Genomic DNA, 15,833 nt, shown 5'->3' with positions numbered 1-15,833 from the left:
TATGAAGTTTGGTTTTCTTTTTATTTTCTAAAACTTACTTAATTTTTTATTTTCCCTTAGGAATCGATGAAATTAATTTTTCGGTATACGACGAATTTGGTTTTTTATAAATCGCATCAGCATCACCTATTTCTTCAATTTTTCCCTGGTTCATAACAACCAATTGATCACTCATGTATTTTACAACCGACAAGTCATGTGAAATAAAAATATAAGTAAAGCCAAAATCTTTTTTTAGATCGTTTAATAAATTCAAAACTTGTGCTTGCACAGATACATCTAAAGCAGAGACTGATTCATCACAAATAATTAATTTCGGCTGGAGAGCAATGGTTCTTGCGATACCGATGCGTTGTCTTTGTCCGCCCGAAAATTCATGCGGGTAACGATCGAAGTGTTCAGGGAGTAAACCAACTTTTTCAAGTATGCTTAAAACTTTTTCTTTGCGTTCTTTTTTGTTTGTGAATAATCCGTGAACAGTCATGGGTTCTAAGATTGCTTCGCCAACGGTAATTCTAGGGTTTAAAGATGAAAAAGGATCTTGAAAAATTATTTGTATGTCTTTTCTTAATGCTTTTATTTCTCGGTTGCATAACTTTGTAATATCACTTCCTTTGTATAATATCTGCCCTGATGTCGCCCTTTCAAGATGCATAATGGTTCTACCCAAGGTAGATTTCCCACAACCAGATTCTCCAACCAAACCAAGCGTTTCTCCAGGAAACAATTGAAATGATACTGTGTCGACTGCTTTTACAAAACGATCTTTTTGAAACCACCATTTTTTATTGCCTAAATAATATTTTTTTAAGTCGACAATTTCAAGCAGCGGTTTTTGCGCGTATGTTTTTTTATGAAACTCTTGTCTTTCTTTTTCTGAATACAATTCTGTTGAAACCGTATTTTCAATAAAATCTTTAACAGAGGGTAATTTTTTCAAGCGAATATCAATACTCGGTTTTGATTGAATCAGGGCTTTTGTATAATTGTTTTTAGGATTTTCAAATAAGGTTTTGGCATTGCCTTGTTCTACAATATTTCCTTGATACATGACCACCACACGGTTGCAAATTTCTGAAACTAAAGACAGATCATGTGAAATGAATAAAATACTCATTCCTGTTTCTAGTTGTAATTCTTTCAACAATGAGATGATATTTTTTTGAACGGTTACATCTAAAGCTGTAGTGGGTTCGTCTGCAATAAGTAGTTTCGGTTTGCAAGCAATTGCCATTGCAATCATTACGCGTTGTTTTTGACCTCCTGAAATTTGATGTGGGTATTGATCGTACATCTCAACGGCTCTCGGAAGCTTTACTTTTTCGAACAGTTCAATTACTTCTTTTTTTGCTTCTTTTTTTGTTGTTATATTGTGTTGTAGTAGTATTTCTAAAACTTGTTTTCCACAAGTAATACTAGGGTTTAACGAACTCATAGGTTCTTGAAAAATCATTGAGATTTTCGAGCCTCTTAATTTTCTAAAATCTCTCTCAGCTAAGGAGGTTAAATTTTTTTCTTCAAAAGAAATACTTCCTTCAAGCTGTGTCGATTTCTTATCTAACAGACCTAAAACAGCCAATGAAGAAATCGATTTTCCGCTCCCTGATTCTCCTACAATACCTACAATTTCGTTTTCTTGAATATCAAAATCAATTCCATTAACCATTTGATTTTTATCTTTTTTAGATGGAAAAGATATTTTGAGGTTCTTTATTGCTAAAAGAGGAGTTGATGGCATAAGTTGTGCAAAAGAATTATGAGCCATAAAAGTACCTAAAAATTGTGGATTTTGATTTTATTTCTCGATATCGTCATGCAGAATGCATCTTTTTGAAAGAACAACTTAAATTTGTGTTAAGTCTCTGTATCTTTGCGCACTTAATCTTTCGAATTCATGAATTATTTATCTGTAGAAAATATCTCCAAAGCATACGGAGAACGCGTATTGTTTGAAAACCTTTCTTTTGGAATTAACAAAGATCAAAAGATTGCGTTCGTGGCAAAAAATGGTACTGGTAAAACTTCCATTTTAAATATTATTTCTGGCAGAGATACTTCAGATTCAGGTCAGGTTGTAATGCGAAAAGATATTCAAGTAGCTTATTTAGCTCAGGATGATAAGTTTGATCCAAATTTGACAATTGAAGAGGTTATTTTTAAATCAGACAACCCGACTTTAAAAGTAATCCAACAATACGAAAATGCACTCGAAAACCCTGAAGATGCAGATGCTTATCAGAAAGCCTTTGAGTTGATGGATCAATACAATGCTTGGGATTTTGAAACACAATACAAGCAGATTTTATCCAAGTTGAAATTCGATGATATTCATCAAAAGATAGCTGGGTTATCTGGAGGTCAAAAAAAGCGTTTAGGTTTGGCGACAGTTTTGATTAACAAACCCGATTTGTTGATTTTAGATGAGCCTACCAATCATTTAGATTTAGAGATGATTGAGTGGTTAGAATCTTTCTTTGCCAAAGAAAAGATCACCTTGTTTATGGTAACGCATGATCGTTATTTTTTAGAGCGTGTTTGTAATGAAATTATTGAATTAGACGGAGGTGAATTGTATAGTTACAAAGGAAACTACTCATACTATCTTCAGAAAAAAGAAGAGCGCGTTGCATTGGAACAAGTCGTACAAGAAAAGGCGAAAAATCTGTTTAAAAAAGAGTTGGATTGGATGCGTAAACAGCCCAAAGCTAGAACAACCAAGTCAAAATCTAGAATAGACGATTTTTACGAAATCAAACAAAAAGCACATAATAGAAGAATTGAACATAAGGTTCAATTAGAAATTAATATGGAGCGTTTGGGAAGTAAAATTTTAGAGCTGCATAAAGTGCATAAAGCTTACGGAGATTTAAAAATATTAGATGGTTTTGAGTATGTCTTTAAACGAGGAGAGCGTATCGGAATTATTGGAAAAAATGGTACAGGTAAATCTAGTTTTTTAAACTTGATTACCCAATCAGAGCCTGTTGATCAGGGAAAGGTGATTTTAGGGGAGACCGTAAAATATGGGTATTATACTCAAAGTGGAATCACAGTAAAAGAAGGGCAAAAAGTAATTGAAGTTATCAAAGAATTCGGTGAATATATTCCGTTGGCAAAGGGAAATAAGATTTCAGCAAGTCAACTTTTAGAACGTTTTTTATTCGATAGAAAACGCCAATACGACTTTGTAGAAAAATTAAGTGGTGGAGAACGCAAGCGTTTGTTTTTGTGTGCCGTATTGATTCAGAATCCAAATTTTTTAATTCTAGATGAGCCTACCAATGATTTGGATATCGTTACGCTTAATGTGTTAGAGGCATTTTTGTTAGATTTTCCAGGAAACTTGATCGTGGTTTCTCACGACAGGTATTTTATGGATAAAATTGTAGATTCTTTATTTGTGTTTAGAGGCCAAGGTGAAGTAGAGAATTTTCCGGGTAACTATTCAGATTATAGAGCCTATGAAGATTCGAAACCCAAAGAAACGAAAGAGAAAAAAGAGAAAGTACAAGAAGAAAAAGTTGCTGTTGTAAAAGAAGCAGCAAAGCCAAAAGGAAAATTATCATACAACGAAAAACGTGAATTTGGTACGTTAGAATCTGATATCGCAAAACTAGAAAAGCAAAAAGAGAAAATAGAAGCTCAGTTTGCAAACGGAGAAATAGCACCAGAAGATATCAATGAGGTGTCTATAAAACTTCAAAAAATTATTGACGATATCGATGCCAAAGAAGAGCGTTGGTTTGAGTTGTCTGCAAAACTTGAGGGGTAGGATTTGCTGACTAATAGACAATCATTTTTTTACTGGTTTGGAATCCGTTGATGTTAAATTCAAAAATATAAAGACCACTACTCAGTTCATCTGCAGATATTGGCAGAGAATAAGAACCAAAATCTTGATATTCGTCTTTTAATATGCTGATCAGTTTACCCATGTCGTCATAAAGGTTGATTACTACACGACCAGGCTTTTTGATGGTGTATGAGATAACCGTGCTTTTAGAAAAAGGATTGGGGAAATTTTGATTGACCCTGTATATAGCTTCAACATTTTTCTCGTCATCGATTACAGAATTGTACCTGTAAAAATGTACTGAACCAGAATTAGATTTGTTATCGGTTGTAGTATAAGGAGAGGCAATGATCAAGTTTTCATTAAAAGATGCAATACTTGAACCAAAATGATCGAATTTTGAAGAAGTACTTGCACTGAATTCCGTACCTGATTCCAACGCGTTTTCGTTGAGTGTTATATTTTCATAAAGATATACCTTTCCAGTATTTTTTATGGAGTTGAAAGTAGCTCGATTAGAACCAACAAACAAACTCCCTTTGTTATTAAAAGAAACAGAAACGCCAAAATGATCGTTATGTTGGCTCGTGCTTTCTATTAATTCATAATTCATTATCCAGTTGCCTTCCTTGGTATGTGTAAATAAATAGACAGACCCTGTTTGCATTGCATCATTATTTGTTCCTGGTGCTCCGATAAATAAGATGTCTGTTTCGTTGTATGTATGTCCGCTTAAGCTATATCCAAACAAATCACTAGAAAGACCAATCGGGTCTGTTAGTAAGGTGTTTTGAGTCCAGTTGTTGCCTGTTTTTTCGAATATATATACAGCACCAGATCGTTCTTCATTTCCATCAGCGTTATAAGCTCCTATCGCGATAATGGTGCTTGAAATGATTTCAACTGTATGTCCAAAATAATCATTGCTCTTCCCAGCAGTGGCATAGATTTTTGAAGTTTCTACCCACTCAGTTTCATTTTTTTCGAAAATATAAGCAGCTCCGGATTTTGTTTCGTTTCCATGAGCATTATAGGCGCCTACTAGAATCATGTTTTCTTTTATTTGAACCGAATGCCCAAAACTGGTACCAATACTTGCATCAGATGCTTTTAGTTTTTTTGTCAATTCCCAACTGTTCTCTGTGTAGTTGAATTGGTATACGTAAACAGCTCCAGAAAACAGGCCACTTTCGTGATCTCCAATACTCGATACAACAGCGGTATTTCCCTCGATAGATACACTCATTCCAAAATTAGAAAACTCACTAAGTTCTTCAGGAGATACTTCTTGAAAAAGTGTCCATTTACCTTCTGTTAATCTGTAAAAAGTTACGCTTCCACTACATTGCTTAGTATTGCTGTCCTTTTGAGGAGCACTTACTATAGCCCAAGACTCGGATACAGCCGTAGCATATCCAAATAACGCATTTTCTACAGGAGTACTATTTTCGGCAACAATAACCTCTTGTGCATTCGCAGATGGAAATGCCAAAAATATCATGGTTGCAATTATGAAAATAATGTGTTGTTTCATCTTAATACGTTTCAATTTCAAAGTTTAATTCAATAGGAGTCCCGTCAAAGGTGATGCTTAACGAAGAAAACCGATCTGTATGTCCTGTAATTCTATATCCATCAGGTAGTACCACTCGAATCGGGTAGGTGCCTACATCTAAATCTCTAAATGAAAACTCCCCTGTTAAATTTGACAGTGAAAATTTTTCTAAACCACCTGTAGATTTGGTATCGAAGAAGCCATCATCATCTTCATCCACAAAAATTCGCAGTCCCGTAAGGTCTAAATCAGTTACAGAATTTGAAAATGAAATTGTTCCATGTAGATCTGGAGTATGAGAATATGATGAGGTAATTTCTGAAGTCAATGGAGGATTGACGCCATCCTCAATAACTGCATAAAAATATAAATCATTAGTCGTGTTTTCGAAAGTGTGAGGTGCATAAGTTAAACTTTCAACTCCATAACCCTCGTCATCAAAATTAGAAGCTTTGATGTGATTTATCAATCTAGAATCTTCATAAGATGCAGTTGTATTTGCATAAAAGGATACATATGTAGAATCAGGTAAAGAAGACCAATAGGCTATGTCAAGATCAAATTCGTTTTCATCATTTTTTGTAGCAGTTATTTCAGCTGCCGGAAATTGCCATTTTGGTTTGATCTGAATGGTGTCTATTTCAGTTGCAACATCTGGAAAAGAAATAACTAACTGATAGCGTCCTTGAATTAAGTCGGAATGTATGATTTCTTCTTGACTAAAAGCAGAAGGTGTGGTAAGCAAAAATGTAGTTACTGTATCTTTAACAATGGTAGTCATGTTTTCTTCATATCCCATTGTTGGAGTAGTGCTAATATCGTTCTCTTCAAGAACTACTGCTTTCGTCAATTCGTAAATTCCTTCTGGACCTATAACATGCACAAGAGCTTCGGATACTTCACCGTCCCAATCAATGTCAATCAACATAGAATTAGGGGTAGGTTGTGGGACAGTAAAAGTATGAACAACACTCGTTGTTGCTGCAGTTTTTTTAGAATTTCCTTTTCGTTCGTCATTCTGAATGGTTCTTTGAATTGAGCTGATAGATCCGCTACCAATAGAACTAACATGTCTTGATCCAAAATTATATTTGGCCCCTACGTGATACGTGTGCCAAAATGTTTTGATTCTTACCCAAGCAGCTCCAAAACTGTCGTGTAGGTATCCTTTTTTATATCGAACAGCACCATCAATACTTCCATAATGTTTTCCTCCAATGAATGGGACCCAATGCGGTACAATAAACTCAACATCGAGTAATGCATCAAAGTGACCATGATTATCTAAATATGCATTTATATCAGCTTCAATAAGTGGATCTCCAGGGTATTTGGCGTCGGCGTTCACTTTTACATAATGTCCAAACCTTGCATAAAAATCGATATCTCCATGACCGAGTATAGAATGCCAAGAATTTGTTCCTGAACGATATGCACCCACATTTACATCTCCTTTAATGTCGAAAGAACTTTTAGTGACGGTTACTTCATCTGTCATTTCTAAAAATGTTGCGGACTTTCCCGCTAAAGTAAATCCGCCTCCGTAAATAGTACCAATTGTACCACCTACTTCAAGTTTTGACGGATGGGTAATGTTTTTGACATTTCCTTCTAGGTAGGTGAGCTGTACACCTTCAAAAATTTCGATAGCTTCGGCAAGATTATCAGCTCTGTATGCAATATCAATTGCGTCAATCTTTGCAGGATTTCCGGCAAATTTCAGATCGGCATCTACTTCCCATCCTTCAGGGAAAGTCACTTTTACATCAGATTCAACGATACCATGACTGTTAAATTCAAGTTTTAGTTGTTTTAGGTCTAAGGCTCCTAAATTTGCATGTTCAATATCAATAGTAAGGTCTTCGACTTTAAATCGAGGTTCACTACCACTTACATCAACTTCTAAACCAGCTTGATTTCCTTTACCTAGTGTTACTGCAAGAGAAAACACCTCTTTTACTTCTAATTCTCCAGTGACTTCAAATTTTCCATCGTATTTGATGTCTAGGTCTTTTGCAATCACTTCTAGGTTTCCTAGCTTTATATCACTGTTGATGTCTACGTTAAAATAATGCCAATGATCATCTCGAATAATAAAACCTGGATCTGATGAAGTTCCAAAATCTGCATCAATAGATTCGTGGGCGATACTTAAATCCGCATCCCCGAATACGTGATAAACATTGTCGCTTTGCCATTCAACACCTAAATCTTTTGCTTGAATGTGCAACCCAGACATTTTAAAATCTTCTGTGATTCCGATATTTACTTGCGTGATTTTTCCATTTTTATAAATAAATCCCGGATCAGAACTGTCTCCCATATCCGCTTCAACCGTATTGCTAGAGAAGGTAATTTTAATGTCTCCATACATTTCGAATTGGTTTCCAGATTTTTTATAGAAAAATGTGAGATTATCAGCTTTTATTAGTAGGTTCTTAAGTCGAAAGTCTTCAGTAACACCAAAGTTTATTTCTTCCACAATTTTGTTCTTATAAATCAATCCGGGAACAGATGCGTCTCCTAAATTCACAGCTACGGACTCTCCGTCGAAAGCAACATCCAAAGCACCATACATTTCGAATTGATTGCTTGATTTAGTGTATTGAAATGTCAGGTCTGTTGGTTTAAACTCAAATCCTTTTAAGTTGAAATCTGCAGTAATACCTGCATTAAAATCTGTAAGAATACCGTTTGTGATTACCAATCCTGGTGTGTCTGAGTCACCTAGAGATAAAGCTAAGTCATTTCCATCAATGGTACTGTTGAGAGCCCCATATATTTCGAAGTAATTATTGTTTTTATCCCAGTCAAAACTTAAATTTTCGGGCGAGAATGTTATGCCTTTTAATTCAAAATCTGCCGTGATTCCAAATTGCAAAGCTTCTATACTACTGGTTTTATATAGTAAACCAGGAGAGTCAGAATCACCAAGATTGACATCCATACTTTCACTATCAAAAGTAACGGTTAAGTTTCCGTACATTTCGAACTGATCTGAAGATTTGTTGTATGAAAATGTCAGGTCATTTGGATTCAATGTTAGGTCGTATAAGTCAAAGTTGCTGGTAACTCTCATGTCTATACTTTCGACAATTCCATTTTGAATTATGATACCAGGAGAGTCAGCATCTCCGAGAGATAAAGAAATATCATTCGATTCAATCGAGCTATCAATGGTACCAAACATTTCGAACTGTTGGTTTGTTTTGTCCCATTCAAATCCGAATGTATCAGGAGAGATAGTTAAATCTTTAAATTGAAAATCATTGTTAATGTCGAATAGAAGAGATTCTATAACTCTATTTGATACCGATAATTCAAGGTCTGTATTGATAACTTCGTCATCAAAAGAAATTTCAACCGCCCCAGAAATATCGAAACTGTTGTCAACGGAATTATAATTCAAAGTAACATTGTTGGGAGCTACCAATATTCCATAGGCCGTAAAAGATTCGGTAATGGTTAAATTATAATTAGAGTCGGACTCAGAAAAACTAATTCCAGTAATTCCATCTATAGAAAAATTTTGAGCCGAAGCACAGAGGCTTAGAAAGAAGAAATATAGTAACGGAAAAAGCTTTTTCATGTTTTTAAATAGAAAATCAAAAATATTAAATATAAGATATAATTAATAATAAAGAAAATATTAATAGTTGTCTAGACAACTATTGGGTGCTAATAGCAACGAAATAAAATGTTTTTAGCAAAAAAACATTGAGTTTAACAAATGTTAATTCAAACTTTTTATGTATTTTAGGAGAACCCCTAAAGTTTTAGCTATGAGAAATATATGTTATGGGGTGTTCTATAAAATTATCATTCTTTTTAGTTTTTTTTCTAGTCTCGTTAAGTTCAAACTGTTGGGCACAAAAGCAGGGCTTGTTGTCGTTTTCGTTTGATCCGAAAATGGCTGTTCATGGTCCGTATGAGACAAGTGAACACGGTGAATTAGATCTTACAATTCGTCTGGCATGTCATTCATTGAATTACGAAATAGGTTTGTATACTGAATTGTTTCCTGCAATAGATTATTATAGTTTTGGGTTGTTTTACAACTATAAAATTCTCTTAGAAAAACAACCAAGAAAATTTCATCATTGGATAGTTCCCATTGGAGTTGAAGTGGGATTCATTAAAAGAAATATCGATCAAGATGTATTGAAATTCAATTTTGCATTGAACGGAAGTGTCCGATATTTTTTTATTAAAAATATGGGAGTAGAGGCAGGTGTGAATTATCGTTATCGAAGTGATTTAGAAAAAATATATCAAGATAATTTTAAAATGAAAATTAATTGTTTTGTGGGTGTTGTTTTTGTCTGGCCTTGAGAATTAATCTCTTGAATTTGTAGTTTTTGGTATTCAAAAAGATTTTAATATTTATTAATGGAATTTTTAATAGTAGGGTTTTCTAGTTTGAGTTTGTTATTATACAAACCCCTAGTACAAACCAATACTACGTAACATGAAAAAAATATACTACTATCTTTTCTTTTTTTTGTTTTTAACAACTGTTAGTTGCTCAAGTTCTATTATAGAAGAAGATGAAGTCCCTGCCGACGAAGAGTTGATCGAAGAGTCCATAGAAGAAGACGAAGCGCCACAAGACTTAGAACACCCAAATATTTTGTTGATCATTGCTGATGATGTTAGTCTTGATGCTACTCCAAACTATTTAGAGGATCTGAATGCAATAAAACCAGAGATGCCCAATCTTGAAAAATTGATGAACAATGGTTTGGTTTTCGATAACGCATGGGCTTATGCGAGGTGTTCTCCTACGAGAGCTTCTATTATTACAGGCAAACACGGTGTTCAAAATGGTATAAAAGCACCAGGAGGAAATGTTTCTTTGTCAAGTTCCCACAAATCTTTGCAATCGTATATCAATGAAAATACAAGCAATGCCTATTCAACGGCAGTTTTTGGAAAATGGCATTTAGGGCACGATGTAGATCATCCTACAAATGATACCAAAGTGGGTACTTTTAGCGGAAATTTATCTTCAGGCGTTCCTGATTACTGGTCGTATGATTTGATAGAAAATGAAACTCTTACTACGCTTTCATCGACAACAGATGCTGAGCGAATGGAAAATTATTCAACAACGAAATATACCCAACTTGCAATGGATTGGCGTGATGAACAAACCAAACCTTGGTTTATCTGGTTGGCTTATAATGCTGCGCATACCCCTTTTCATATGCCAGATGATTATTTAATTTCAAATGCCTCACAAGGTAGACCAAGTACGAATTTGTATATGTATTTAGCAATGTTAGAGGCTATGGATTACGAAATGGGAAGGTTTATTGACTCGATGTCTGAAGCTGAAAAAGAAAATACCATCATAATCTATGTTGGAGATAATGGTACTCCTGTTAGAGTATCGCAGTATACAGATAATGACAAGCATTGTAAAGGATCGATTTATCAAGGGGGTATCAATGTACCTTTTGTAGTTTCCGGTTTAGGAACGCGTGTGGGGCGCGAGTCTGAAGCATTGGTGCATACCGTAGATTTGTACGCAACTATTGCAGAGTTGGCTGGGGTCGATGTTTCTGAAATTTACCAAAGTAAAAGTGTAAAAAGTTTGTTGAATGATGCCGGTGCTGCTTCGAAAGAATATATCTATACCGAGGTTCCCGGAGAAGGGAACGATAATGGTCACTACGCAGTAAGAAATGCTACTTATAAGTTGATTTATGAAATAGATACTGATGTGAAAGAATTGTACGATTTATCGGCAGATCCTTACGAGGTAACAAATTTGTTGATTGGAAATTTGTCGACTACGCAGCAAGAAAATTATAACAATCTTTTGTTAGAAGGGAAAAGAGTAAGAGGAGAATAGTTAGAGAAAATGGTTTTAAAAAAAGTACCCTTCGTTTGTCGAAGGGTACTTTTTGTTTTTAAAAATGAAAAAGGGTATTATTCCTTTTCTTTTTTCAACATAGCATCCCAACCTTGTGCAGTTAATTCCATTTTTTGATTTGCACGTGTCACCAAATTGATACCTTCATTTTTTTCGGTCATATGCCCGATGATTGAGAAATGTGGATTTGCTTTTATTTTTTCAAAGTCGTCTTGAGAAATGGTGAACAACAATTCGTAATCTTCACCACCGTTTAGTGCAATCATGGTACTGTCCATATTGAACTCTTCAGCTGTAGAAATTACTTGAGGGTCTAAAGGTAGTTTGTCTTCGAAAACATTGCAACCAACTTCAGAGTTTTTGCACAAGTGAATCACCTCTGATGACAGTCCATCTGAAATATCAATCATACTAGTTGGCAAGACTCCAAGATCTTTTAAAAGCTTAGGAATGTCTTTTCTTGCTTCAGGTTTTAATTGTCTTTCAACCAAGTATGTGTATTGGTCTAAATCGGGTTGTGCATTTGGGTTTACTTCAAAAACTTTACGTTCTCTTTCTAGAACTTGCAATCCTAAATACGCAGCACCAAGGTCGCCTGTTACAACCAATAGATCGTTTGGTTTTGCATTATTGCGGTAAACAATATCTTCTTTTTTAGCGGTTCCTAAAGCAGTTACACTGATCAACAATCCAGTTTGAGATGAAGTAGTGTCTCCCCCAATTAAATCAACGTTGTATGTTTTACACGCCAATTGAATCCCTGCATACAGCTCTTCCAAAGCCTCTAAAGGAAAACGGTTTGAAACCGCAATAGAAACTGTGATTTGAGTGGCTTCACCATTCATGGCATACACATCAGATAAATTTACCATGACCGATTTGTATCCTAAATGTTTTAGTGGCATGTACATCAAATTAAAATGAATGCCTTCTACTAATAAATCGGTAGTAACAAGAGTTTTTAGTTCGTTATGATCTATGACCGCAGCGTCATCTCCGATGCCTTTTTCTGTAGACTCACGGGAGATTGTAAAATGCTCCGTTAAATGTTTGATCAAACCAAATTCTCCTAATTCAGCCAAACTCGTTTTGTTGGGTGTTTTATCTTCTAACATTGTTTTTAGTTTTCGAATTGCAAAAATCTTGCTTTTTTTCGAGTTTACCCAATTTAAGTGATGAAATGAATTTTTATTAACGCTTCAACTCGTGTTTTGAATTTTAGTTTTTAATAACTACTTTAGAAACAGTGCAAACAACTAAACCTTCTAAGCTATGAAACCCTTCAAAAGTATTTTTATTTTTTGCCTACTTTTTCTATTTCTAAACAGAACTTCCTTTGCTCAAAAAGAAAAGGATTTTCGTGTTTCTTTGGGCTATGATCCAAAAATGAAATTGTTAGGACCTTACGAAACAAGTGAAGAAGGTGAATGGAATTTGCTGTTTCGATTTGCGCATCGAAGAAAACACATGGAGTATACTTTGTTTTTAGAAACTTTTGATGCCATCAGTTATGGAGCATTAGGGGTTGGGGTAAATTATTTATTCTTAATCAAAGATTCACAAAATAGATTTAATCGATGGGAATTTGCGATAGGTCCAGGTTTTGGTGTTATTGTTCGAAAAGAACTCGATGTAAAAGAGAACTTTTTTGAGCTTAATGGAGAGTTTCGTTATTTTTTTAATAAAAATTTAGGGCTAACATTTTTGGGTAATTTGAAGTATAGAACCGATTTGGTTGTTCGTTATGACGAAGAAGATCCCTGGCGTTTAAGCAGTTTTATCGGTCTCACATACCGATGGTAATTTATTCAGATAATTGAATTCCGGTTTTTACATGTTTGTAGAAATCGGATTTTTTGTTTTTCGCTGTAAGTTTTCCATATAAAGAACCTCTATTGGTATATAAATAAATACAAGTTAGAATTGTTCTAAATGCGGTTTGCAAATTGTATCTTTGCAAACACTTAATAAGCTAAGAGTTTAATTATGATAAAAGTTTCAGACATAGCAAAAAAGAAAGTTGTCGAGTTGATGGCAGATGACGGATACGATTCTGCTACTGATTTTGTTAGAGTTGGCGTTAAAAGTGGTGGGTGCTCAGGTTTGTCTTACGATCTAAATTTTGATAAAAATTCAAGCGAAGAAGACAAAGTTTTTGAAGACAATGGAGTGAAAATTATTGTTGACAAAAAGAGTTTCTTATACCTAGTAGGTACTACTTTAGAGTATTCTGGAGGATTAAACGGTACCGGTTTTGTTTTTAACAACCCAAATGCAAGTAGAACTTGCGGTTGTGGAGAGTCGTTTTCTCTTTAACTTATTAACTTTTTTAATACTAAATTAATCATGTCAAAGTATACAGAAGACGATTTAAAAAAAGAACTAGAAACTCAAGAATATGAGTATGGTTTTTACACAGATATTGAATCGGAAACGTTTCCTATTGGTCTAAATGAAGATGTAATTCGTGCAATTTCTAAGAAAAAGAATGAGCCAGAATGGATGACTGAGTGGCGTTTAGACGCATTCAGAATTTGGGAACAAATGGAAGAGCCTGAATGGGCAAATGTTCGTTACGAAAAACCAGATTTTCAAGCGATCAGTTATTATTCAGCTCCTAAAAAAGCAGATCCGAACAAAACCCTAGATGATGTTGATCCAGAGTTGTTAGAGATGTATAAAAAACTTGGTATTTCTGTAGATGAACAAAAGAAATTACAAGGAGTTGCAGTTGATATTGTAGTTGATTCTGTCTCTGTAGCAACAACCTTCAAAAAAACATTAGCAGAAAAAGGGATTATTTTTATGCCAATATCAGAAGCTATTCAAGAGCATCCTGAATTGGTGAAGAAATATATGGGAACAGTAGTTCCAAAAACAGATAACTTTTATGCGGCTTTAAATTCTGCGGTTTTTACTGACGGTTCGTTTTGTTATATTCCAAAAGGGGTTAAATGTCCAATGGAATTATCAACCTACTTTAGAATTAACGAAGGTGGTACCGGACAATTTGAGCGTACTTTGCTGATTGCTGATGAAAGCAGTTATGTAAGTTATTTAGAAGGATGTACTGCTCCAGCTCGTGATGAAAATCAATTGCACGCAGCAGTAGTTGAGTTGATCGCTTTAGACGATGCCGAGATCAAATATTCTACAGTTCAAAACTGGTTCCCTGGAGATAAAGAAGGAAGCGGTGGGGTCTATAATTTTGTAACCAAAAGAGGTATTTGCGAAACCAATGCTAAAATTTCTTGGACACAGGTTGAAACAGGTTCTGCTGTTACTTGGAAATACCCGTCTTGTATCTTAAAAGGAAACAATTCGGTTGGAGAGTTTTATTCGATAGCAGTTACCAATAACTATCAACAAGCTGACACCGGAACAAAAATGATACACATTGGTAAGAATACCAAGAGTACTATTATTTCAAAAGGAATCTCGGCAGGTAAATCTCAAAACAGTTACAGAGGATTGGTGCAAATCAATTCAAGAGCTGCCAACGCACGTAATTTCTCACAATGTGATTCTTTGTTGATGGGAGATCAATGCGGTGCACATACATTTCCTTATATAGAAGCTAAAAATTCTACTGCACAAGTAGAGCATGAAGCGACTACTAGTAAAATTGGTGAAGACCAATTGTTTTACTGTAATCAAAGAGGTATAGATACTGAAAAAGCGATTGCATTAATTGTGAACGGTTTCAGTAAAGATGTATTGAATAAATTACCAATGGAGTTTGCCGTTGAAGCACAAAAATTATTAGAAATCAGTCTTGAAGGATCTGTTGGATAATAGTTACAAACAATTAAATAAGAAATTAAAAGTCCGAAAGGCTAAAAATACAAATCAAGATGTTAAAGATTGAGAATTTACAGGCAAGAATAGAAGATAAAGAAATCTTGAAAGGATTGAATATCGAAGTTAAAGCAGGTGAAGTACATGCAATTATGGGTCCTAATGGTGCGGGTAAAAGTACGATGGCTTCTGTTATTGCAGGTAAAGAAGAATATGAAGTTACAGGTGGGTCTATTGAATTGAACGGAGAAGACATCAGTGAATTAGCTCCTGAAGAAAGAGCACATGCAGGTGTGTTTTTGTCATTCCAATATCCAGTAGAAATCCCTGGTGTTACGGTGACAAACTTTATCAAATCTTCTATCAACGAGTCTAGAAAAGCACAAGGTTTAGAAGAATTACCAGCAAAAGATTTATTGAAAAAAATTCGCGAAAAATCTGAGTTGTTAGAAATTGATAGAAAGTTCTTATCACGTTCATTAAACGAAGGGTTTTCTGGAGGTGAGAAAAAGAGAAATGAGATTTTTCAAATGGCGATGTTAGAGCCTAAATTGGCCATTTTAGATGAAACGGATTCAGGTTTAGATATCGATGCGTTACGTATCGTTGCAAACGGAGTAAACAAATTAAAATCTAAAGACAATGCAGTGATCGTAATTACGCATTACCAACGTCTGTTAGATTATATCGTTCCAGATTTTGTTCATGTATTGCATGATGGAAAAATTGTTAAGTCAGGTACCAAAGAATTGGCTTTAGAATTAGAAGAGAAAGGATACGATTGGATCAAAGAAGAGTTGAACGCATAA

Annotated in this window: 11 protein-coding genes; 7 read left to right on the top strand and 4 right to left on the bottom strand. The window is 34.8% G+C overall.

Translation table 11 applies throughout. From position 1 onward, the window contains the following. Positions 1 to 46 precede the first annotated feature (46 nt). On the bottom strand, positions 47 to 1,765 hold the full coding sequence (locus F6P99_RS03515; protein ID WP_226913002.1) for an ABC transporter ATP-binding protein: 1,719 nt from the start codon (positions 1,763 to 1,765) through the stop codon (positions 47 to 49). A gap of 129 nt (positions 1,766 to 1,894) precedes the next feature. On the opposite strand from F6P99_RS03515, the gene F6P99_RS03510 reads away from it, so the two are divergent. Further along, positions 1,895 to 3,772: an ABC-F family ATP-binding cassette domain-containing protein gene (locus tag F6P99_RS03510; RefSeq protein WP_152286044.1), complete on the top strand. Its 1,878-nt coding sequence runs from the start codon at positions 1,895 to 1,897 to the stop codon at positions 3,770 to 3,772. 10 nt (positions 3,773 to 3,782) lie between these two features. Here F6P99_RS03510 and F6P99_RS03505 read toward each other — a convergent pair whose 3' ends face one another. Together F6P99_RS03505 and F6P99_RS03500 are read right to left on the bottom strand one after the other, a co-directional pair. After that, the gene (locus tag F6P99_RS03505; protein WP_152286043.1) at positions 3,783 to 5,327 is read right to left on the bottom strand and encodes a T9SS type A sorting domain-containing protein; all 1,545 of its coding nucleotides are present in this window, start codon (positions 5,325 to 5,327) and stop codon (positions 3,783 to 3,785) included. Between the two features lies 1 nt (position 5,328). Next, a complete protein-coding gene (locus tag F6P99_RS03500) occupies positions 5,329 to 8,937 on the bottom strand; it encodes a hypothetical protein (RefSeq protein ID WP_152286042.1) in 3,609 nt (1,202 codons plus the stop codon). Between the two features lie 296 nt (positions 8,938 to 9,233). On the opposite strand from F6P99_RS03500, the gene F6P99_RS03495 reads away from it, so the two are divergent. Next, the gene (locus F6P99_RS03495) at positions 9,234 to 9,680 is read left to right on the top strand and encodes a hypothetical protein (protein WP_152286041.1); all 447 of its coding nucleotides are present in this window, start codon (positions 9,234 to 9,236) and stop codon (positions 9,678 to 9,680) included. 136 nt (positions 9,681 to 9,816) lie between these two features. Then, positions 9,817 to 11,205, top strand: coding sequence for a sulfatase-like hydrolase/transferase (locus F6P99_RS03490; RefSeq protein WP_152286040.1), 1,389 nt, complete (start codon positions 9,817 to 9,819; stop codon positions 11,203 to 11,205). Between the two features lie 77 nt (positions 11,206 to 11,282). On the opposite strand, the gene thiL is transcribed toward F6P99_RS03490, so the two are convergent. Further along, on the bottom strand, positions 11,283 to 12,341 hold the full coding sequence (gene thiL / locus F6P99_RS03485; protein ID WP_152286039.1) for a thiamine-phosphate kinase: 1,059 nt from the start codon (positions 12,339 to 12,341) through the stop codon (positions 11,283 to 11,285). 271 nt (positions 12,342 to 12,612) lie between these two features. Here thiL and F6P99_RS03480 point away from each other — a divergent pair, with 271 nt between their 5' ends. The 4 genes from F6P99_RS03480 (at position 12,613) to sufC (ending at position 15,833) form a co-directional block, all read left to right on the top strand. Further along, positions 12,613 to 13,029 carry a hypothetical protein gene (locus F6P99_RS03480; protein ID WP_152286038.1) on the top strand — a complete coding sequence of 139 codons (417 nt, stop codon included), beginning with the start codon at positions 12,613 to 12,615 and terminating at the stop codon, positions 13,027 to 13,029. Positions 13,030 to 13,212: 183 nt separating this feature from the next. Further along, complete coding sequence (locus F6P99_RS03475; RefSeq protein ID WP_152286037.1) at positions 13,213 to 13,542, top strand: HesB/IscA family protein; 330 nt, start codon at positions 13,213 to 13,215, stop codon at positions 13,540 to 13,542. A gap of 30 nt (positions 13,543 to 13,572) precedes the next feature. Next, positions 13,573 to 15,021 (top strand): Fe-S cluster assembly protein SufB, encoded by a 1,449-nt coding sequence (gene sufB, locus F6P99_RS03470; protein WP_152286036.1) that lies wholly within the window; start codon positions 13,573 to 13,575, stop codon positions 15,019 to 15,021. Positions 15,022 to 15,080: 59 nt separating this feature from the next. Beyond that, the gene (sufC, locus tag F6P99_RS03465; RefSeq protein WP_152286035.1) at positions 15,081 to 15,833 is read left to right on the top strand and encodes a Fe-S cluster assembly ATPase SufC; all 753 of its coding nucleotides are present in this window, start codon (positions 15,081 to 15,083) and stop codon (positions 15,831 to 15,833) included.

The sequence above is a fragment of the Flavicella marina genome, from assembly GCF_009193215.1.
In the GTDB taxonomy this organism is placed as follows: Bacteria; Bacteroidota; Bacteroidia; order Flavobacteriales; family Flavobacteriaceae; genus Flavicella; species Flavicella marina.
The sequence above is the reverse complement of the archived record's forward strand: the minus strand, read 5'-3'. Positions and strand labels throughout refer to the sequence as shown.